Annotated in this window: 19 protein-coding genes; 10 read left to right on the top strand and 9 right to left on the bottom strand. The window is 73.1% G+C overall.

Going from position 1 to position 20865, the window contains the following annotated elements; genetic code table 11:
• Nucleotides 1–26: 26 nt before the first annotated feature.
• Together IEY93_RS29060 and IEY93_RS29055 are read right to left on the bottom strand one after the other, a co-directional pair.
• A complete protein-coding gene (locus IEY93_RS29060) occupies nt 27–671 on the bottom strand; it encodes a glycosyltransferase family protein (RefSeq protein WP_203967986.1) in 645 nt (214 codons plus the stop codon).
• The gene (locus tag IEY93_RS29055; RefSeq protein WP_189166324.1) at nt 665–1180 is read right to left on the bottom strand and encodes a M48 metallopeptidase family protein; all 516 of its coding nucleotides are present in this window, start codon (nt 1178–1180) and stop codon (nt 665–667) included. The genes IEY93_RS29060 and IEY93_RS29055 overlap by 7 nt, the downstream gene beginning before the upstream one ends.
• Nucleotides 1181–1389: 209 nt before the next feature.
• On the opposite strand from IEY93_RS29055, the gene IEY93_RS29050 reads away from it, so the two are divergent.
• Nucleotides 1390–2523: a ThiF family adenylyltransferase gene (locus IEY93_RS29050; RefSeq protein ID WP_229691568.1), complete on the top strand. Its 1134-nt coding sequence runs from the start codon at nt 1390–1392 to the stop codon at nt 2521–2523.
• The gene (locus tag IEY93_RS29045) at nt 2520–3830 is read left to right on the top strand and encodes an ABC1 kinase family protein (protein WP_189166322.1); all 1311 of its coding nucleotides are present in this window, start codon (nt 2520–2522) and stop codon (nt 3828–3830) included. Before IEY93_RS29050 ends, IEY93_RS29045 begins: the two co-directional genes overlap by 4 nt.
• A gap of 38 nt (nt 3831–3868) precedes the next feature.
• Here the strand turns inward: IEY93_RS29045 and fxlM are convergent, their stop codons facing one another.
• From fxlM to IEY93_RS29015, 6 genes are all read right to left on the bottom strand, one after another.
• The gene (fxlM, locus tag IEY93_RS29040) at nt 3869–5107 is read right to left on the bottom strand and encodes a methyltransferase, FxLD system (RefSeq protein WP_189166321.1); all 1239 of its coding nucleotides are present in this window, start codon (nt 5105–5107) and stop codon (nt 3869–3871) included.
• Nucleotides 5108–5488: 381 nt separating this feature from the next.
• Nucleotides 5489–5683 (bottom strand): putative WhiB-interacting protein, encoded by a 195-nt coding sequence (locus IEY93_RS29035; protein ID WP_189166320.1) that lies wholly within the window; start codon nt 5681–5683, stop codon nt 5489–5491.
• 44 nt (nt 5684–5727) lie between these two features.
• Nucleotides 5728–5997 carry a WhiB family transcriptional regulator gene (locus IEY93_RS29030; RefSeq protein WP_189166319.1) on the bottom strand — a complete coding sequence of 90 codons (270 nt, stop codon included), beginning with the start codon at nt 5995–5997 and terminating at the stop codon, nt 5728–5730.
• A gap of 132 nt (nt 5998–6129) precedes the next feature.
• Nucleotides 6130–6465: a hypothetical protein gene (locus IEY93_RS29025; protein ID WP_189166318.1), complete on the bottom strand. Its 336-nt coding sequence runs from the start codon at nt 6463–6465 to the stop codon at nt 6130–6132.
• A 114-nt stretch (nt 6466–6579) separates the two neighbouring features.
• A complete protein-coding gene (locus IEY93_RS29020; protein WP_189166317.1) occupies nt 6580–7452 on the bottom strand; it encodes an acyl-CoA thioesterase in 873 nt (290 codons plus the stop codon).
• On the bottom strand, nt 7449–9518 hold the full coding sequence (locus IEY93_RS29015; RefSeq protein WP_189166345.1) for an ATP-dependent DNA helicase UvrD2: 2070 nt from the start codon (nt 9516–9518) through the stop codon (nt 7449–7451). Before IEY93_RS29015 ends, IEY93_RS29020 begins: the two co-directional genes overlap by 4 nt.
• Before the next feature lie 238 nt (nt 9519–9756).
• Here IEY93_RS29015 and IEY93_RS29010 point away from each other — a divergent pair, with 238 nt between their 5' ends.
• On the top strand, nt 9757–10767 hold the full coding sequence (locus IEY93_RS29010) for an alpha/beta hydrolase (protein WP_229691567.1): 1011 nt from the start codon (nt 9757–9759) through the stop codon (nt 10765–10767).
• A 139-nt stretch (nt 10768–10906) separates the two neighbouring features.
• Nucleotides 10907–11152 (top strand): mycoredoxin, encoded by a 246-nt coding sequence (locus tag IEY93_RS29005; RefSeq protein ID WP_189166344.1) that lies wholly within the window; start codon nt 10907–10909, stop codon nt 11150–11152.
• Between the two features lie 105 nt (nt 11153–11257).
• Here the strand turns inward: IEY93_RS29005 and nudC are convergent, their stop codons facing one another.
• The gene (nudC, locus tag IEY93_RS29000) at nt 11258–12232 is read right to left on the bottom strand and encodes an NAD(+) diphosphatase (RefSeq protein WP_189166343.1); all 975 of its coding nucleotides are present in this window, start codon (nt 12230–12232) and stop codon (nt 11258–11260) included.
• 200 nt (nt 12233–12432) lie between these two features.
• Here nudC and IEY93_RS28995 point away from each other — a divergent pair, with 200 nt between their 5' ends.
• From IEY93_RS28995 to IEY93_RS28970, 6 genes are all read left to right on the top strand, one after another.
• Nucleotides 12433–13623: an ATP-grasp domain-containing protein gene (locus tag IEY93_RS28995; RefSeq protein ID WP_189166315.1), complete on the top strand. Its 1191-nt coding sequence runs from the start codon at nt 12433–12435 to the stop codon at nt 13621–13623.
• Nucleotides 13620–15359 carry an IucA/IucC family protein gene (locus tag IEY93_RS28990; protein ID WP_189166314.1) on the top strand — a complete coding sequence of 580 codons (1740 nt, stop codon included), beginning with the start codon at nt 13620–13622 and terminating at the stop codon, nt 15357–15359. Before IEY93_RS28995 ends, IEY93_RS28990 begins: the two co-directional genes overlap by 4 nt.
• Nucleotides 15356–17161 (top strand): IucA/IucC family protein, encoded by a 1806-nt coding sequence (locus tag IEY93_RS28985; protein ID WP_229691565.1) that lies wholly within the window; start codon nt 15356–15358, stop codon nt 17159–17161. Before IEY93_RS28990 ends, IEY93_RS28985 begins: the two co-directional genes overlap by 4 nt.
• Nucleotides 17158–18264, top strand: a complete 1107-nt coding sequence (locus IEY93_RS28980) for an alanine racemase (RefSeq protein WP_189166313.1) — start codon at nt 17158–17160, stop codon at nt 18262–18264. The genes IEY93_RS28985 and IEY93_RS28980 overlap by 4 nt, the downstream gene beginning before the upstream one ends.
• Nucleotides 18265–18589: 325 nt before the next feature.
• Nucleotides 18590–18985: a hypothetical protein gene (locus IEY93_RS28975; RefSeq protein ID WP_189166312.1), complete on the top strand. Its 396-nt coding sequence runs from the start codon at nt 18590–18592 to the stop codon at nt 18983–18985.
• A 463-nt stretch (nt 18986–19448) separates the two neighbouring features.
• Entirely contained in the window at nt 19449–20846 is a 1398-nt protein-coding gene (locus IEY93_RS28970) for a sensor histidine kinase (protein WP_189166311.1), read from the top strand.
• The last annotated feature ends 19 nt before the right edge of the window (nt 20847–20865 follow it).

Here is a 20865-nt window from a genome sequence, read left to right as displayed (position 1 = left end):
CCTGCTCACGGGCGCCGCAGCTGCGGTCAGTGCCCGCTGAGCAGGGCGCGGGTGGTGTCCCAGCCTTCCAGGCCCGGGTCGAGCCGGGCGATGTCGGCGGGGACGCGCAGCCGGTGCCAGCCGGGGCCGGTGGCCACCATGCGCCTGCCCGGCGCCTGCCCGCGTAGCCGCGCGACCATGTCCTCGTCGTCCAGGCCCGCGGTGGCCCACGGGGGGAACGGCAGCCGGGCGGCCACGGCCACCGCGCCACCGCCCGAGGCGGGGCAGACCGCGATCGGCGCCCGGCCGAGCTCACGGAACAGCTTGCCGATCAGCAGCGGCGGCAGGTCGGGAGCGTCACCGCTGATCACCACGGCCTCCTGGCCGTAGGGCGCGAGGGCCGCGAACGCCTCCGTGACCCCGCCGGAACCGGGCAGGTCGATCACACGGGTGCCCGGCCAGGCGATGTCCTGCAGTCCGTCCACTCCCGCGGCCAGGATGACCGGCTCCACCAGGTCGAGCCCGGCGACGATCTCGTAGGTGTCCTCGGCGAGGGCCAGCAGGAACTCGTCCGGGTCCACTCCGGGCGGCGCGGCCTCGCCCGCGGCCGGCGTGACCAGGACCGCCGCGAGCCGTACGGCCCTTCCCGTACCGTCGTGCGCGGGGCCGCCATCAGCTTGCGTGGTCAGCATTCCTCCACCGAACCGTTGGCCGCCATGGAGTACCCTTCCAGGAAACCGCGTGCCCGTTCGGCCCTAGGGTAGCGCTCGACGAGAGTCCAGAAGCGGGGGCCGTGGCTGGGCACCAGCAGGTGTGCCAGCTCGTGCATGATCACATAGTCCACGACCCAGGCGGGCATGCCGCGCAGGCGCGTGGAGAGCCGTATGGTGCCGTGGTCCGGAGTGCACGAACCCCAGCGGTGCCGCTGGTTCTCCGCCCACCGCACGCTGGACGGCATGGCCGTCCCGTCGAGATAGCGGAGGGCGAGGTCACGCGCCCGGTCGAGCAGGTCGTCATCGCTCGGCCGCCTGCGCTGCTCCTTGGCCGCGAGGCGATCGAGCATCCGCCGGACCCATTGCTCCTCGTCTGTCCTGCTCAGACCGGCAGGCAGCAGCACGATGGTCTTGTCGCCATCGCGGTATGCGGATACGGTCCGCCGGCGGCGTGCACTCCGGCGGACCTCGACTGTCTCGGGGGGCACATATGCACGGTAGCCGACAGTGCCGAATTTCCACAGGGGGTGAACGACGTTTTCGCTGGTCAATCAGCGTTCGCTGAGTGTTCAGCCAACTCAGCTCTCCCACGGGTCTCACATGATGGCGCCGCTCGCGGTGAGAACCGCGCGAGAGTTGTCCACAGGTGGGGATGAACGGCGACCGGCGGGGCGGCGCGTGTGCGACGCTCGCGCCCGTGACCTTCCTCCCTTCCTTCTCGCCTCGCCGCCGCCGGCCCCGGCCGGCCCCCGTCCGCCCGCGGCTCAAGCCCGCGCTGCGCCGTCTGTGCCGGGACGAGCGCACCCTGCAGTTCGGCGTCCATCCGCTGCGCGCGGTCGTGCTCACCGATTTGGAGCCGCCCGTGCGCAGCCTGGTCGAAGCTCTGGACGGCACCCGCACGCTGGACGAGTTGATCGCCTCGGCCGATCTCGACGAGGGCACCGTCCGGGGGGTCGTGGGGCTGCTGGCCCAGCATGGCGTGCTCGACGACGCCGCCACGCGCCCCGCGGCGCTGAGCGACATCGGGATGGACGAACGCGACCGTCTCGGGCCCGATCTCGACGCTCTGTCGCTGTCCACCGTGGACGCGGGGGATGGCGGCCTCGCCGCGCTGGCGCGCCGCCGTGCCGCGTGCGTCCGGGTGATCGGCGCCGGGCGGGTCGGCGCCCAGGTCGCGGTGCTGCTGGCCGCCTCGGGCGTCGGTCACCTGTGCGTGGTCGATCCCGGGACGGCCCGGCACGAGGACGTCGTGCCGGGCGGGCTGTCGTTCGCCGACGCCGGCCGCCCCCGGGAGGACGGCGCGGTGGCCGCGGCCCGCCGGGTGGCGCCCGGGGTCAACGCGTGGGCCGGGCGCACCGCCGCGCATCTCGCCGACGGCGCCCACCGTCCTGATCTGGTGGTTCTGGCGCCGGTGGGCCCGCTGGACGCCCTTGTGACCCACGAGCTGGTGACGCTGGGCCTGCCGCACCTGCTGGCGACGGCCGGCGAGGGCGTGGGCTCGGTCGGCCCGCTCGTGCTTCCCGGAGTCACCTCCTGCCTGCGCTGCCTGGAGCTGACCCGTCGCGACCGAGACCCCTCGTGGCCGATGCTGGGTGCCCGGCTCGGTGGTTTCCCCGCTGGTGAGATCGCCTGCGGCACCGTGCTGTCAACGCTGGTAGCGGCGCACGCGGCGGCCGAGGCGCTGGGTTGTGTCGACGGCCTGGAGCCTACTGTGACCAACAGCACAGTTGACGTAATGCCTGATTGGCGTTGGAAAAAACGCAGCTGGCGGGCTCATCCGCAATGTCGTTGTAGTCGAAACCACTTTGGTCCGCTAACAATGGTCGCGTGAGCGACTTCCCGCAGCACGCCGTGACGCGTTCGGCCAAGCTGGCGACCCTGCCTCTGGGATTCGCCGGCCGCACCGCCCTGGGCATCGGCAAGCGCATCGGCGGGAAGCCGGCCGAGATCGTCGCGCAGGAGATCCAGCAGCGCACCTCCGAGCAGATCTTCAAGGTTCTCGGCGAGCTCAAGGGCGGGGCGATGAAGCTCGGCCAGGCCCTGTCGATCTTCGAGGCCGCGCTGCCGCCCGAGATCGCCGGGCCCTACCGCGCGACACTGACCCGGCTGCAGGACGCCGCGCCGCCCCTGCCGGCCTCGACGGTGCACGCCGTCCTCGCCGAGCAACTCGGGGACGGCTGGCGCGAGCACTTCCTGAGCTTCGAGGACACGCCCACGGCCGCCGCCTCCATCGGGCAGGTGCACAAGGCGGTCTGGCAGGACGGCCGCCAGGTCGCCGTCAAGATCCAGTATCCGGGGGCGGGCAAGGCGCTGCTGGCCGACTTCAACCAGCTCGCCAGGCTGGGCAAGCTCTTCGGAGTGCTGCTGCCGGGGCTCGACATCAAGGCGGTGCTGGGCGAGTTGCGGGAGCGGGTGGCCGAGGAGCTCGACTACCTCCGCGAGGCGGAGGCCCAGCACGCCTTCGCCACCGCCTACTACGGCGACCCCGACTTCTGCGTGCCGGACGTCGTCGCGGCCAACGAGCAGATCATCGTCAGCGAGTGGATGGACGGCACGCCACTCTCCAAGATCATCACGGCCGGCACCAAGGAGCAGCGCGACCGGGCCGGCCTGCTGTTCGTGCGGTTCCTGTTCAGCTCACCCGCCCGGGCGGGCATGCTGCACGCCGACCCGCACCCCGGCAACTTCCGCATCCTCCCGGACGGCCGGCTGGGCGTGCTCGACTTCGGCGCGGTGAACCGCCTGCCGGACGGCTACCCGGAGGCCTTCGGCACGCTGACCCGCATCTTCAACAAGGGCGACATGGCTGCCGTCGTCCAGGGACTGCGCGACGAGGGGTTCATCCGCCCGCACATCGAGGTGGACGTGGAGGCGCTGCGGGCCTTCCTCGCCCCCTACGTCGAGCCGACCCAGGTGGAGGAGTTCACCTTCAGCCGCGAGTGGCTGCAGCAGCAGGTCGCGACGGTCACCGACCTGCGCCCGAACAACGTGGTGCGCCAGCTCAACCTGCCTCCGTCGTACGTGCTGATCCACCGTGTGCACGCCGCGGGCATCGGCGTGCTGTGCCAGCTCGGCGCCACGGCCCGGTTCCGTGACGAGGTGATGCGCTGGGTCCCCGGCTTCGCCGACCAGACCTGACGACTCCGGGCTCCACCCCGCCACAGCTGGACGCCGGGTCAGAGCGGGTGCGGCCAGGAGAGGGCGAGGCGGGTGTGGGTCTTGTCGATCACCGCGTCACCGCGCATCGCGTCGTCGGGGGTGGCCCGGGGATAGGCGTCCAGGTAGAGGGCGGTGCTGGCGGGGCGGCCGGCGGCCGCCCACCGGCGGACGTGCGCCGCGAGCCGCTCGGCCAGGGCGCCGCCGCCGGGACCGTGACCGGCGGCGACCAGATCGAAGGACGCGTCCGTACCAGGACCGCGCCGCAGCACGGCGAGCCCGTCATCGCCGGTGATGCCGTGGGTGAGCCTGAACGGCTGGAGGGACAGCGGCGGCTGCCGGAGCACCCCGGAGGTGCCGGCCTCGGTCACGGTGCACCAGTCCTGCTCGTGCATCGCCAGCCACAGGTTGAGCCCGGCGATGACATCGGCGGAACCGGCGGTCACCCCGGTGTCCCGCTCGACGGCCGGCTCGGCCAGCAGCGCCCGGGTCGCGGCGACGTCGAGCTCGCGTCCGGCGGGTGATTCCAGGACGAGCCGGCGGTCGGCGTCCAGCACGTAAGAGCGCTCGGGGCCGGCGGCGACGCCGCGCATCCGCATGAAACCGCACGGCATGACCGACCTGCTGGTCCAGCGTCCGTCCGCGCGTTCCAGCGCCACCGAGCACTGCACGCCGCGCAGGTCGAGCGGAACGACGATCCGCCCGCCGGGGGCGAGCTGGTCGAGCCACGCGGGCTCAAGGTCCCACACCCCGACCGTGGCGATGACCCGGTCGTACGGCGCCCGCTCGGCGAACCCGGCCGCCCCGTCCGCGCGGACCACGCGCACCTGCGGGTATCCGGCCTCGTCCAGGTGCTCGCGTGCCGCGTCGACCAGGTCCTGATCGATGTCGACGCTCACCACCTCCCCGCGCGGGCCGGTGATGTACGCCATGAGCGCGGCGTTGTAGCCGGTCCCGGCGCCGATCTCCAGCACCCGGTGGCCGGGCTCGACGCCGAGCTGGTCGAGCATGATCGCCATGATCGTCGGCTGGGAGGAGGAGCTGACCGGCCGTCCTTCTGCGTCGCGTTTGGTGACGATGGGCTGGTCGTCGTAGGCCGCCTCGGGAGGCGTCCCGGGCAGGAACGTGTGCCGCGGCACCGACGTCAGTGCCTCGGCCACCTCCGCGGTCACCGCCCCGCCCCGCTCGCGCACCAGCTCGACGAGCCGGCGCCGCAGCTCCGCGAGTTCGTCCGCGCCGGGATGCCCGGGCCGAGCCATGGTCGTCTCCCCTCGCTTCGCGGTGAGCCCATCATGCCCGAACGCCGGCGAAGGCAACGCGATCGCCGGACGGCGGTGGGCACGCCGACGCCCCCGCCGGACCGGTGGGCCGGCGGGGGCATGTTCGTGCATCTAGCACCGGCGAACGCCGACGCCCGCCCGGCATGGTGACCGGGCGGGCTTGGTCGAGCCGAAGGCAGTGCCCCGGGCTCAGCGGCACGGCCGGCGCCCTGACCAGGCAGGAACACCACACCACGCGGCGAGGCCCGCCCGGCATGGTGGCCGGGCGGGCGGGAGAGCCGAGGGCAGTGTCCCGGAGTGTTCGGGCCGCGCCGGACCCGGCGGGCACACCGGCCGGCCGGCGGAGGTGTGCCCGGAGGGTCAGGCGAGACGGGTCAGGGCGTGCCTGAGACGGAGGGAGGCACGCTCGGCCCGCTTGCGGGCGCGCTTCACCCGCATGAGATGGAGCACGAGACGTTGCTGCTCGGCCTCGTGGTGCAACGTTCGTATTCGGTCCCGCACCAGTTCTTGGCGGATAAACGGGATCTCGTTGCTCCAGGTAGGCAGGAAGCTCATCGTGGTGGCCTTTCTTAAGGTGGAACGGTGGGTGGTACGGGTGGTCAGGCTGCGACCGGAGTCTTGCGGGGACGGCCCCGCGGCCTCTTCCTCGGAACGACGGCTCCGCGCAGGACGAGCTCGCCGCCCCAGACGCCCCACGGCTCCCCGCGCTCCAGCGCGCGGGCGAGGCAGGCCTTCTGGATCGGGCACCCTCCGCAGAGGGTCTTGGCGAACTCGACGTCCTCCGGGGACTCGGCGAACCACAGGTCGGGGTCGGTACGACACGGGATATCGGCTTCGTCGACCAGGTCCGTGGTCGTCCAAACCGCCATCTGCGTCACCTTTCTGTACTGGTTGATCGGGGCATTACCTCTTGGGTGGTGGTCGGATCTGGCGGCGGAAAAAACAAGAAGGCCGCGGATCCTGGGTACGGATCCGCGGCCTGGAGGCGGTGTTTCGACCGGTCAGGTTATGACCGGTCGCCTCCAGGGTGGCGGACCCTGCACCCCACCATTGGCGGTGCTCGGGGTCGCGTCGTCGGCCGGGCGGCGGAAAGCAGCCGCGTAGCCGGCGACCTGGGCGGTGGCTCCGTAGGCGATGACCGCCGCGTCGGCCTGGACGCGGACGGACTTCTCCTGCCGGAGTTTGGCCGGCCCATCGGCGGTGAGGCCGAGGGCGGGCATGGCGATGGCAGCGGCATGGCGAGCGACACCGAGACCGGCGGCGGTCGTGTCGTGCATGCCATCGGCACACGGGAAGGCGAGCCACGGCATGGCGGGCGTCATGGACATCAGCTTCACGGGGCTCACCTCCAATGGGATCTTCCAGGCGTCGGACGGGGATCGTCCGACCGGCTTGTGCATGACTCTAAACGTGGACCCTGCGGCCCGGCAACATATTTTCTACCTGCGATTTCACGGATTCACGACACGAATCATGCACTCCTGCACCACCGACACGGCGAGCTCGCCCGAGGCGGTGAACATCTGCCCCTTCGCGAGACCGCGCGCGTTGCCCGACCACGGCGACTCCTGGGCGTACAGCACCCACTCGTCCACCCGCAGCGGCCGGTGGAACCACATGGCGTGGTCGAGGGAGGCGCCCTTGAGATTGGAGGCGCCCCAAGCGAGACCGTGCGACAGCAGCACGGTGTCGACCAGCGTGTAGTCGGAGGCGTAGGCGGCGAGCACGACGTGCAGCAGAGGGTCGTCCGGCAGGTCGGCGTCGTATCGGAACCACACCTGCGTCTCGGAGCCGCGCAGCGAGGGGTCCTTGTACGCCTCCCAGGTGAGCGGCGTGACATAGCGGGCATCGACCGGGCGGGGCTTGGCCAGCCACTCGCGCCACGGCTCCTGGTCGCCGACGACGGCGCGCATCCGCTCTTGGTACAGCGGCAGCGTCTCGGGGGCGGGCACCGCGGGCATGACCGCGGCCTGGTGGCTCACCCCTTCCTCCAGCACGTGGAAGGACGCGGACATGGTGAAGATGGCCTTACCGTGCTGGATGGCCACGACCCGCCGGGTGGTGAACGAGCGGCCGTCGCGCACGCGTTCGACGTTGTAGACGATCGGGATCGCCGGGTCGCCGGGGCGGATGAAGTAGGCGTGCAGGGAGTGGACGGTGCGCTCGGCGGGCACGGTGCGGCCGGCCGCGACCAGCGCCTGGGCGGCCACCTGCCCGCCGAAGACCCGCTGGATGCGCTCCTCCGGGCTGCGGCCACGGAAGATGTCCTGCTCGATCTGCTCCAGGTCGAGCAGGTCGAGGACCTCCTTGAGCGCCTCGTTCACGTCACTTCCCCTCCGCGGCAGATGTCCAGCACGGCCTGGCCGTAGCGCTCAAGTTTGACGCGCCCGACTCCGGCGATCGCCAGCAGGTCCTCCTCTGTGGTGGGGACCCGCTCGGCCAGTGCCTGGAGCGTAACGTCGGTGAACACCACGTAAGTAGGGACCTTCGCGTCTTTCGCGGCTTTCGTCCGCCAGAGTTTGAGCCGTTCGAGCAGCTCCTGGTCGTAGTCGGCCGGGCAGGTCGCGCACCGGCCGAGCTTCTGCTCGGCGGCGGCGGTGAGCGTCTTGCCGCAGACGCGGCAGGAGATGGGGACGGCGACACGGGGCTTGCCGGCACGCCGCTCCCGCCCGGCGGTGCGCGCCGGCGACCCGGCGGCGGTGGCCCCGCCGGTGAGCCCGTCGAGGAAGCGCGAGGGCCGGCGGGCCTTGCGCCCGCCCGGTGAGCGGGCCAGCGCCCACGACAGGTGCAGATGCTCGCGGGCACGGGTGACGCCGACGTACAGCAGGCGGCGTTCCTCCTCGACCTGCTCGGGCGTCTCGGCGTAGACGATGGGCAGCATGCCCTCGGTGAGGCCGGCCAGGAAGACGGCGTCCCACTCGAGGCCCTTGGCGGCGTGCAGGGAGGCGAGGGTCACGCCGTCGACCGGCGGCGCGTGCTGCTCGGTGGCCCGGCGCTCCAGCTCGGCGACGAAGCGCGGCAGGTCGCCGCCCTCGGCCGCGATGTCCTCGGCCAGGTCGGCCAGCGCCTTCAGCGACTCCCACCGCTCGCGCGCGGTCCCTCCCCCCGGTGCCTCCGGCGTGAGGCCGATGCCGGCGAGGATGTCGTGGACGGTGCGCACCAGCGGCTCGGCGTCATTGGCCGAACGCGCCGCGCCGCGCAGCAGCACGACGGCCTGCCGCACCTCGGGCCGCTCGAAGAACCGCTCGGCGCCGCGCAGGACGTAGGGCACGCCGGCCTGGCCGAACGCCTGCTCGTACAGCTCGGACTGGGCGTTGACCCGGAACAGCACGGCGATCTCGCGCGTCGGCACGCCCTGGGCGATGAGCTCCTTGGCCCGCATCGCGACCAGGGCGGCCTCGGCCGGCTCGTCGTCGCACTCGGCGAACACCGGGCTCGGGCCGTCGGGCCGCTGGGCGACCAGCTCCAGCCGGTGCGGGGTGCGCGCCTTGGCCAGCACGCCGTTGGCCAGGCCGACGACCTGCGGCGTGGAGCGGTAGTCGCGCACCAGCTTGATCACCGCGGCGGAGGGGTGCTCGACGGCGAAGTTGGTCAGGTAGCGGGGAGTGGCGCCGCTGAAGGAGTAGATCGTCTGGTTGGGGTCGCCGACGACGCAGATGTCGTCGCGCCCGCCGAGCCAGGTGTCGAGCAGGAGCTTCTGCAGCGGGTTGACGTCCTGGTACTCGTCGACGACGAAGTAGCGGTACTGCCGGCGGATCTCGGCGGCGACCTCCTGGTGCTCGGTCATCACCGCGGCGGTGAGCTCGAGGATCGTCTCGAAGTCGACCAAATGCCGCTCACGCCGGAGCGTCTCGTACGCCTCGTAGAGGTGCGCCACCTCCGAGGCGGCGATCGGCGGGGTGCGCCCGGCCTTGGCGGCGAGCGCGACGTACTCCTCGGGGGGCGTCTGGGTGACCTTGGCCCACTCGATCTCGGCCGCGACGTCGCGCAGCTCGCCGCGCTCGGGCGAGCGCCGCGCGAGGCGGGCGGCCTCGACCAGCAGGGGCAGCTTGGACTGCACGACCCGCGGGGCGTCGCCGCCGATCACCCGCGGCCAGAAGTAGGTGAGCTGGCGCAGCGCGGCGGCGTGGAAGGTGCGCGCCTGGACACCACTCGCGCCGAGGGCGCGCAGCCGCTGCTTCAGCTCGCCCGCCGCGCGGGTGGTGAAGGTCACCGCCAGCACGCTCTGCGGCTCGACCACCCCGCTGCGGACGGCGTGCGCGATGCGGTGGGTGATCGCCCGCGTCTTGCCGGTGCCGGCGCCGGCGAGCACGCACACCGGCCCCCGCACCGCCTCGGCCACCTCGCGCTGCTCGGGGTCGAGCCCGGCGAGGGCGTCGTCGCGCTCCAAGTGGGCCTCCTGCTGTGCGGTCTGGTGCCGTGCGGACGGGTTGCTGGCATCATCCTCCCAGCAGCCCGCCACCCGCGCGGCACGGCCTGTGGACAACCTGAAGAAGCTCACAGGCAAGTGATCTACGCTTCCGGCGTACGCGGTCCGGGCATCTCCTGGAAGCCTCGGCAACGTGCACAACTAGCCCGGTTTGCTCCACAATGGGGGCGCCATGGATTTCGGGGAAGGAAAAAGTCCAGTGAGAAGCGCGGTAACGGTGGGAATGCTCGCTCTGGCCGGCGTGCTCCTCGCGCCGGCGGCCGCACTGCCGGCCGGCGCCAGCGCCGCACCGACGCCCACCCCCACGCCCTCTCCCACGTCGTCCACGGCCCCGACCTCTCCCGAGAACGTCCTCACCAGGACCATCGTCCGCACCTACGCCTATGGCCGCCAGTCGGCCCGTCAGCGCATGGACGTCTGGTGGGAGCCGCGGGCGGGGCGGCGGCCCGGGGTGTTCATCATCCACGGGGGATGGTGGAACAGCGGTGACAAGAAGTACATGACCGCCGTCAGCCGCTCGTACGCCGAGATGGGCTACACGGTCTTCAACATCAATTACCGCCTGTCGCAGGACGCCGCCTGGCCGGCGCAGCGCACCGACACGCTGGCCGCCATCGCCACGGCTCGCAAGCACGCCGATTTCTTCTCCTTCGACCCCGACCGTTACGTGGTGGTCGGGTTCTCCGCCGGCGGCCATCTCGCCACCGCGGTCGGCACCTACCGGGACGGCCTGCCCGGGCTCCGCGGTGTGGTGGGCATCTCGCCGGTGATCTCCCCCCTCACCGCCTACTCCGACGGCGACGAGGGCGCGGACTTCGACCAGCGCAAGCTCCGCCTGGCCGCGATCGCGCTGGCCGGCGGCTGCCGTCCCACCGGGGCCTGCGCGAAGGTCTGGTCCAGCATGGAGATCCCGTGGCACGCGAGCCCGCATGACGCGCCGGTGCTCACCGTGCACTCCTCGGACGAGTTCGTGCCGCCCTACCAGAGCGAGTTGCTCAAGGAGCAGCTCAACCAGGTCGGCGTGGCGATGAACATCCGGGTGGTGCCGGGCTACTACCACAGCTCGCCGCTCTACCGTGAGCCCGGTGTGGCCGAAGGCGTGCGCGAGTGGGTCGCCGGCAAGCTCGCGGCACCGGCCATCCCCAAGCCGACCACCACGTCCACCACCTCGGCCCACCTGCCGTCCCTGAGCAAGGTCCGCACCCACTGACCACCCCTACTGCGCAACCCCCTTGCCCGGTGCGAGGGACGGGGTCCCCACACCTGACCGCACCTGCCGCCGGGCGGGAACATCGGCGGTGGCGGCGATGTTGGCAGCGAATGCCGACGACGAAGGGATGACGCACACAATGGCGCTCAAGGTGTACACGACGAGCTGGTGTGGCCCGTGCAAGAGGCTGAAGAGCCAACTGACGCGTGAGGGCATCTCCTACGAAGTGATCGACATCGAGGCCGACCCGGTGGCGGCCGAATTCGTGATGAGCGTCAACAACGGGAACCAGACGGTCCCCACGGTGGTCCTGGAGGACGGCACCGCCCTGACGAACCCTTCGATCATCCAGCTGAAGCGCCTGCTCGCCCAGGCCGGCGCCTGATCTCGGGCGGCTGCGAGCCTGGTGGGACATAGATGGCCGCGTGGGCGCAAAGCCCGCGCGGCCGTACGCGTGACCGACTTTCTCCGGCGGGTCACGGGACCGGGGTCACCAGTCGCCGGGAAGGTGGGAGCCGTACCAGGTCTCGATGAGGCGGCGGGCGATCGAGACGCCCGGCGGGAGCCTGATCTCGCCGTTCTCGACGGCCGCGCCCAGCTCGGACCGGGTCAGCCACATCGCTTCGGCGATCTCGGCGGGGTCGAGGGTGATCTCGGTGGACGTCGCCCGCGCGAAGAACCCGAGCATGAGGCTGCGCGGGAACGGCCACGGCTGGCTGCCGAGGTAGCGCGGCTCGGCCACCGTGACGCCGACCTCCTCCAGGACCTCGCGCGCGACGGCCTGCTCGAGCGACTCGCCCGGCTCGACGAACCCGGCCAGCACCGAGTAGCGCCCCTCCGGCCACTGGGGGCCGCGGGCCAGCAGGCAGCGGTCGTCTCCGTCGTGGACGAGCATGATGACGGCCGGGTCGACGCGCGGGAAGTGCTGGCTGCCGTCGTTCGGGCAGACGCGCACGTGCCCGCCGGACAGGATGTTCGTCCGGCTGCCGCACCTCGGGCAGTGCTCGTGGGTGGCGTGCCACGCCTCCAGCGCCACGGCGTTGACCAGCAGCCCCGCGTCGCGATCGCCGAGCGCGGCCCCCACCTTGCGCAGCCCCTCGGTCGCGACGTCGGCCCAGTCGGGAACGTCCTGCACCACTTCGGCCACCATGGTGCCCTCGGGCAGGGGCGCCGGCGGCGGCAGCTCGCCCTCGACCGCGACGGCGAAGTAGGCGATGCCCTCCGGATCGACGCCGAGCAGGTAACGCTCGCCGGGCGGCGCCTGCCGCGGGGACAGGAACACCAGGCCGGCGGTGCCGTTGTCGCGGCGGATCAGCGTGTTCCCGTCGCTGATCAGCAGGACGCGGGTGCGCGGGTCGGCCCAGGCGGATTTCAGCCATGCCTCGTCGGTGCGGTGCGCGGCGGACCTGTCGACGCCTCCCCGCGCCAGGAGCAGAGGCCCGAGCAGCGGCCGGCCTTCCGAGATGTCCCCCACGTACGACTCCCTCCCAGCAGGCTGCCCATCTTATGCCGCCGACGATGGCCGTCCGAAATGACCGCTGCACGCGTAGAACACGGACATTCGGGGCGTTCAGCACGTGGGGCGGCGAGGCGATCGAGGTACGGCTAAGATTCGGCGGGTCAACCCGGTTAGGTTAGCCTTACCTCAATCCTGGGGGTGCCCGCGTGCGGCTGTACGTCACCGCGCTCAACCCGAACGACTCGCTGACCCAAGGCTTCCTCCCGGCCGCCCGCGCGCTGGGCTGCGAGGTGACGCTGCTCACCGACCAGCCGGAACGCCATGCCGGGGTCGAGGCACTGCGCACCGACGTCCGCGACGCCCGCGCCGTGATCGACGCCGTGGCCCGCCATCACCGGCCGGACGCGATCTTCTCGGCCTCCGACCACGTCCAGCCCGAGACCGCCCTGGCCGCGGCCTACTTCGGGCTGCCGGGCAAGGACTGGCGCGCCTGCCTGACCGCCAAGAACAAAGCGCTGACCCGGCGGGCGCTCGCCGCCGCCGGAGTGGAGCAGGTGCGCTCCGCGACGCTCCCGCCCGGGCAGCCGCCGCCCGGCGACCTGCCGTTTCCGGTCGTCGTCAAGCCGCGCGAGGGAGTGGCCAGCGAGGAGGTCATGCTCGCGACCGACGCCGGCGAACTGGCCCGCGCGCTGGCGGGCATCCGGGAACGCCGCCCGGGGGCGACGCTCGTGGCCGAGGAGTATCTGGAGGGGCCGCTGCGCACCCTGGAGACCCTCGGCGACGGCCACGCCCTGCACGTGCTCGGCGGCTTCCGCACCACTCTCGGGCCCCTCCCGCACTTCATCGAGGAACGGCTCGACTGGAACCCCGCGGCCGCCGAGACCGCGACGGGCGCCGGCGGCCGGATCGAGGCCGCGGCGCGGGAGCACGTGCTGCGGGCGCTGGCCGCCGTCGGCGTGGGATTCGGCGCCTGCCACACCGAATACGCCCTCACCGCGCACGGTCCGCGGATCATCGAGATCAACTACCGGCTCATCGGCGACAACTGCGACTTCCTGCTCGCCGAACTGCTCGGCGTACCGCTGTTCGAGCAGATCCTGCGGGTGCACCTCGGCGAGCCCGCCCAGGCCCCGCCATCCGTCACCGGGCACGGGGCGGCGGTGAGCCTGGTCGCGCCCCGGAGCGGCGTCGTGAAGTCCGGCCCGGGCGAGGTGGCCGAGACGATCGGCGGCGTACGGCTCCGCCACCGGCCGCTGCGCGCGCCGGGCGACACCGTCGAGCTGACCCACACCAACCGCGACTACCTCGGCGTGGTGCGCGCCGCCGGCCCGGACCGCGCGGCCGTCGACCACGCCCTCGCATCCTTCCGTGCCCGGACGCCCTGGGTGGTGGAATGAGCCGGGACCCGAGCCGTGGGGCCCCGGAGCCGTACCTGGCCGCGCGGGTGCTGGACGCCCTGATCCGCGAGGACTACGGCGGGCTGGCGGGCCGGGTGACCCGCGGCAAGGACGCCGTCCAGATCGTCCTGCCCGCCGGACGGCGGGTGCGGCTGGTGCCGGGACGGCTCTACCAGGACTTCAGGGTGGCACCGGAGGAGTCGCTGACCTTGGCCGAGGTGATCGAGACGCTGATGCTGGTGGCCGACTCGGCCGACGCCGAAGGGGTGGCCGCCTTCGCCGCGGAGTGTCACGCGGCGCTTCGCGCGTACGAGCTGCACGACCGGCACCGCGGCGAGGTGCTGGCCCGCGTCCGGCACGCGCTCCGGCCGGCCGCGCGGGGCATCGGCACGACGATCGCCTACGAGACGCTCGCCGCGTTCGCCGACCACCCCGTCCACCCGGCCTCGCGCGCCCGGCCGGGCCTGACCGACGACCAACTGCTGGCGTACGCCCCGGAGTTCGCGCCGTCCTTCCCGCTGCGCTGGGCCGCCGTACCGAGCGGCCTGGTGACCGCCGCGGGGGGCGCGGCGGCGGCGTGCCGGGACACGAGCGTGGCCTGCGGCGCGGACGGACACCGGGCCGGGTGGACGGACGGGCATCGGCCGGGACGCAGGAACGAGCATGGCGCCGGGCGGGACGGCGGGGAGCCGGGCGGCCTTCCCGGCTGGTGGCCGGCGGGCGACGGCACGACCATGATGTTCCCGGTCCACCCGCTGACGGCGCCGGCCGTCCGGGAGATCCCCGGGGTGATCCTCCTGGACGCGCCACACCTGACCGTACGGCCCACGCTGTCCATGCGGACCGTCGAAGTGGACGCGCGGACGCACCTGAAGCTTCCGCTGCCCATCAGCACGCTGGGCGCTCGCAACCGCCGATCGATCAAGCCCGGCACGCTGGAGGACGGCGCGCGGGCGGAGTCGCTGCTGCGCGAGGTCCTGCGCCGTGAGCCGGACCTCCCGGTGCTGCTCGCCGACGAGCAGACCTACGCGCACACCGGGCACGAGTACCTCGGCTGGATGCTCCGCCGTCTGCCGCCCGGCGAGATCGTCTCGGTCGCCGCCCTGCCGGCCCCGTCCCCCGCGTGCGGTCCGGGCGGGGGGCTGGTGCTGGACGAGCTGGCGGCGCGCTACCGGGGCGGCGACACCGGCGCGCTGCTGGACGACTACCTGCGGGTGCTGTTCGCCTGGAACGTCCGCCTGCTGGTCGGCTACGGCATCGCGCTGGAGGCGCACCAGCAGAACCTCGCCCTGGTCTTCGACGACCACGCGCGCCTGCGGCTGCTGGTCAAGGACAACGACGGCCTGCTCGTCGCACCGGACCGGCTGCGCGCCGCCGGCCTCGCGGTGCCGGACTTCGCCGACCGGCGCCTGCTGACCGATGATCCGCACGCGCTCGCCGACGTGTTCGTCACGATCACGCTGCACCTGGCCGCCGCCGCCGTCGCGTCCGGCGCCGGGCGTGCCGAACGGGTCGCCGAGGCCCTCGACGGCGCGCTGGCCGAGCACGGCGACCACCCGATGGCGCGGCTGCTGCGCGCCCGCACGCTGGACGCGGACCGGCTGACCGGCAAGGCCATGGTCAGCGCCGCGACCCTGATGGCCCGCACGCGCGTCGCGGCGGACGTCAACAAGCACTATGGGGCGGGCGGGCCGAACTACCTGCGCCACCGTCAACGGAGAGAGGCGAACTCGTGAGCGGGGTCGTGTGCGGCTTTCCCACCCTCGGCTCTCCCGCCCCGGTGCGGGTCGAGGAGCCGGAGCAGGCGGCAAGGACCGGCGAGGAGTGGCACGCGGTCGCCGAGCGGGCGACGCTGGCGGCGCTGCTGCGGTGCTGCGTCCGCGAGGTGGCGGGCCCGCGGGGCGAGGTGTGGGCGGCCCCGCCGTACGTGCTGCTGCGCCTGGCGGGCACGCTGATCCGGGTGCCGGCGTCCGGCGGGCTCGCCCTCCGCTTCGACGGGCCGGCCCAGTGGCTGCGTCGCGGCGCGTGGCTCCCGCTGTCGGTGGACCATCTCGTACGCCTCGTCGAGGCCGAGCTGGGCGGCCCGCCCGCCGTGACACCCCCGCGGGCCCCGCAGGACGATGAACCGGGAACCCGCGACGAGCGGGACGGCCGGCCGCACCCACGGCGCGATGCCGGTGCCGGGTACAACGAGGAGTTCGCCGGGCAGGTCGCGGCCAGCCGCGCCGCGATCTCGGTCATGCTGCGCGAGCGGGCCGCCGCCACCCCGCCCGAGGACCCGTGGCTCGCCTCGGAGCAGGCACTGGTGCTCGGGCACCCGTTCCACCCCTCTCCCAAGGCCAGGGGCGGCTCCGGGTGGGCGAGGTACGCGCCCGAGACGCACGCCGCGTTCCCGCTGCGACTGCTCGGCGTCCGGGACGACGTGCTCGCGAGCGGCGGCGACCCGGGCGCCGTCGACGGGCTCGGCGCGGCGCCGCCCGGGTACACGTTGCTGCCCGCCCACCCCTGGCAGCTCGAACTGCTCGCCGCCGAGCTGGCCGCCCCGCTGGAGGACGGGCGGCTCGTCGACCTCGGCAGCGCACCGCGCCCGGCGGTCCCGACCTCGTCGGTACGGACGGTGTACGAGCCGGCGATCGGCGCCTGCCTGAAGTTCAGCCTGGACGTGCGGATCACCAACTGCGTGCGCAAGAACGCCTGGTACGAGCTGATCTCGGCCACCGAGCTGAGCGGCAGGCTGGAGCCGGTGTTCGCCGACCTGTCGCGGCGGTTCCCCGGCACGCGGTGGCTGCCCGAGCCGGGGTACCGGTCGGCGTCCCTCGGCCGGCGGCTGCTCGAAGGGCTCGGGGTGATCGTCCGGTCGAGTCCCTGGGACGTCACCGGTCCGGGGGTCGTCCCCGTCCTGGCGGGCGCGCTGGCGGCCCTCGGCGCCACACCGCACCCCGCGAGCGCCCCCGTGCCGCGCCCGCTGGCCGCGGCGGACACGGCGATGCGAGAGGAGCCGGCGCGCTGGTGGGGGGCGTACGTGGACCTGGTCGCGCTGCCGGCGCTCGACGCCTTCTTCCGACACGGGGTGGTGCTGGAGGCCCACCTGCAGAACGTGCTGGTCGGCATCGACGCCGAAGGCATGCCACTTGAGGTGATATTTCGGGATTTGGAAGGCAGCAAGCTCGTCCACGGACGCCACGACCTGACCGGCCTGCCGGATCCGGTCACCCGCGCGGCGACCTATGACCCCATCCGCGGCTGGAACCGCGTGGTGTACTGCGTCATGGTGAACCATCTCCCCGAGATCGCCGCCACCGTCGCCCGCGCCGCCGCGCCGCACGCGCCCGACGAGCTGCTGCGCGAGTTGTGGGCGGGCGCCGGGGCACGTGTCGCCCGGTACGCCGGCCCGCGCCGCCCGGCGCCCCTCGCCGACCTGCTGGCCGGGGCACCGCTGCCCGCCAAGGCCAACCTCGCGACCCGGTGGGCCCGCGCGGCCGATCGCGACGCCGGATACGTCCCCGTCGCCAACCCCTTCGCGGGGGGTGCGCGATGATCCTCCCGGACCGGGTGCGCGAGCGCGCCGAACGTCTCACCGAGGCCCTCCCCGCCTACGTGTACGACCTGGCCGCGCTCGACCGGCACGCCGCCGCCGTCCGCCGGGCGCTCGGGGACACCGAGCTGTACTACGCGGTCAAGGCCAACCCCGACCCGGCCCTGCTGCGCACCCTGGCGCCGTACGCGGACGGGTTCGAGGTGTCCTCCATCGGCGAGGTGCGGCACCTGCGATCGGTGCTGCCGGACGCCCGCCTGGCGCTCGGCGGTCCCGGCAAGACGGACGCGGAGCTCGCCCTGGACGTCCACCGCGTGCACGTCGAGAGCCCCGGCGAGCTGCGCAGGCTCATCGGCATGGACGCTCCGGCGGACGTCCTGCTGCGGGTGAACCTCGCCGTCCCGGTCGAGGGCGCGTCACTGGCGATGGGCGGCGGCGCGACGCCGTTCGGCATGGACCCCGCGGGGGTGCGCGAATGCCTCGGCCTGCTGCCGGCGAGCACCCGCGTGCGGCTGCGCGGCGTCCACGCCCACCTGGCCAGCGGCCTGCGGGCACCCGAGCTGCTCGGCCTGGCCGAGACCGTGCTGGCCTTCGCCCGGGAGCTGGCGGCCGGCGAGGTCGACGTCGGCGGCGGGATGGCCGTGTCGTACCACGAGCCGGAGCGGCTGTTCGACTGGGAGACGTACGGGCGGGGGCTGGCCCGTCTGCGCGCGCCTGGCGAGACGCTGCGTGTCGAGCCGGGCCGGGCGCTGACCGCCTACTGCGGCTGGTACCTGACCCGGGTGATCGACGTGAAGCGGGTGCACGGCGAGGTGTTCGCCGTGGTCACCGGCGGCACCCACCACCTGCGCACCCCCGCGGCCAAGGGTCACGACCAGCCGCTCGCCGTCCTGCCGACCGGCCGCGCGGGCACCGGCACGACCGGCGAGCCGGTCACCGTCGTCGGCCAGCTCTGCACGCCCAAGGACGTCTTCGCGCGGGAGATCCCCCTGTCGGTGAACGTGGGCGACATCGTGGCGTTCGGCCTGGCCGGCGCCTACGCCTGGACCATCTCCCACCACGACTTCCTCATGCACCCGAGGCCCGGATTCCACTACCTCACCTGATTTTCTCCTCTGCTCGTACCCGCTCGCGGAATCGCGCCACCCGGCCGGTTCCAGCGCGTCAACGTCGTCCGGCACGGCATTCGGGGTGCGGAGCGGGGATTCACGAGGGCGACGGGCAAAGGAAGGCAGCGAACGTTTGTTACGAACATTCCCTTACCTCGGGCAAGAGATCGAGACCGGGCGGGAAAGGGAAGAAGGGAATTCACTTCACGAAGGCGCGGGTCATGTGCGGAAAAGCAGAAGAATCCGATATGGGAGATGAAGAAGGGTGTCGGCCCCCGATTGCGGACGCGGCCCTGCCGATACGCGAACGAGGGCCCGGCCGATGAGCGGCGACGAAACGGTGTCGGAGAAGCGCGCCGCCGGGGACGCCGAGTTGCTCGCGGCACTACGCCGCCGCCTGTACGCCGAGGGGGTGCGCTCCCGGGTCTTCCAGCGGGTGCGGCTCGCGATCGGTACCGAGGAGATCCCGGCGCAGCGCCGCCACCACCCGGCGGAGCTGATCGTCTACGGCCACGACGGAGGGGTGCGGGCCAGGGTCACCGTGCGCGCGAAGCTCTGGGGCACCGCTTTCCTGGTCACCCCGGCCGGCGACGCACCGGGGTCGCAGTTCCCCGTCAGCCGGATCTCCGGGGTCATCCGCCGGCTGGGCCTGCTGGCCGGGGACGAGCCGAGCCCGCACCTTGCCGGGAAGTCCTGCCGCGCCAACGGGTCGTGGTAGCCGTCGCCACGGCCGGTCGTCGCCCACCGAGTCCCGGCACGGTCTAGGTCCACCTCGGTCCACATGGTGGCCCGGTGACCCGGCACGCGGCCTGGCACAGCAAGCTTGACTAACTCTTTTCCTGGGATCATTCCACTTTACTGGTAGCGTTCAACCAGGTCAGAAGCTTGTGGCACCTCGTCGCGGCCCCGCCGTACGCTCCGCCACCGCTCCCCGACCGGCCGGGGTGTCATCTCCCGCTCGACGCCACCGGTCGCGGCCACCGGCCCCGCGCCGCCCTCACCGACCGCCCGCCACAACATGCCACTCTCCGCCTCCCCGATCGGAGTCCTCTCATGCCGAACTCCCTGCGCCCCGGCCTCCGAGCCCGCTCCGTTCCCGACCCGTGGGTGCCGCCGCGACGGCGGCCCGCGGCGCCGATGAGCGCCGGCCACAACGGCCGCGGCACGCCTCCCGGCAGGTCATGAAGCCACCACGCCTGCGGCGTCCCCGCTCGATACGCGCGAGGTGCACCCTGCTGGCCGTGGGGCTGTCGGCGATCTTCCTCGCCGCGATGGGAGCCAGCATCGACGCGGCGATCCGCTACAAGGTCGAGGTGGAGACCTTCGACGCGACCAAGAGCGTGGCCGGTCAGTGGAGCGCCGCGGTGCGCAACGGCAGCGTTCCACACGTCATCCCCGTGCACTCCAAGGTCGACCTCATCCAGGTCGTCGACGCCCGCGGCCACGTGGTGCACGCCAGCAAGGCCGTCGAGGGGGAGCCCCCGCTGAGCACGCTGCGCCCACCGCCTGACGACCGCTTCCAGACCGGTACGAGCTGCGTGCCCGGCGGCGAGTGCGCCATGCTGATGGCCATCCGGGTCTCTCCGGCCGCGAACGCGCCGGTCGTCTACGCCGGCGTCGCCGAACCGGCCATCCTCGCCACCAGAGAGCTGGACTTCGGTGTCGCCGTCGCGGCTCTGCCGATCCTGCTGCTGATCGGGTGGGTCACCTGGACCGTGCTCGGCCGCACGCTGCGCCCGGTGCAGACCATCTGCCAGCGGATGTCGGAGATCACCGGAAGCGATCTGAGCCTGCGGATCCCGCTGCCGTCCGGGCACGACGAGCTCACCCTGCTCGCCGAGACCGCCAACCGCACGCTCGCGCGGCTGGAGAACGCGGTCAAGCAGCAGCGCCGCTTCGCCTCGGACGCCTCGCACGAGCTGCGGTCCCCGATCGCCGGGTTGCGGGTGGGGCTGGAGGAGGCGCTCGCCCATCCGGAGGAGGTGGATCAGCGCGAGGCGCTTCGTACGGCCCTGTCGACCACCGACCGGCTGGGGTCGATCGTCGACGACCTCCTGGTGCTGGCCCGCCTGAGCGGCGCCGACCGGTCCTCACCCGAAACGGTCGACCTCACCGCCCTGGCCCGCGAGGTCGTCGGCGGGCGCGCCTGGCGGGTGCCGGTGCGCGTACGGGCCGGGGGGCCGGTGTGGGTGTCGGGCTCGCGGATAGGGCTCATGCGCATCGTGGAGAACCTCGTCGCCAACGCCCAGCGGCATGCCCGCAGCGGGGCCCGGGTCACCGCGTGCCTCACCGCGGGCGAGGCGACGCTGGTGGTCAGCGACGACGGCGACGGCATCGCGCCCGAAGACCGTGAGCGGGTCTTCGCCCGGTTCACCCGGCTCGCGGACGGCCGGCGGCTCGACCCGTCGGGCAGCGGCCTCGGGCTGGCCATCTCGCGCGAGATAGCCGAGGCCCACGGAGGCACGCTGCGCGTCGAGGACTCCGTACAGGGTGCCCGCTTCGTCCTCCGGCTGCCGCCGGCGGGCCGCTCCCCCATGGCTGCCAGTGGACCTCGCGCCGCCGCGGGGCCGGCGCGCTGACCTGCGCGCCGGCCCGCCG

It is taken from the genome of Sphaerisporangium melleum (genome assembly GCF_014646695.1).
GTDB classification, from domain to species: domain Bacteria; phylum Actinomycetota; class Actinomycetes; order Streptosporangiales; family Streptosporangiaceae; genus Sphaerisporangium; species Sphaerisporangium melleum.
This window is presented reverse-complemented; position numbering and strand designations above follow the sequence as displayed.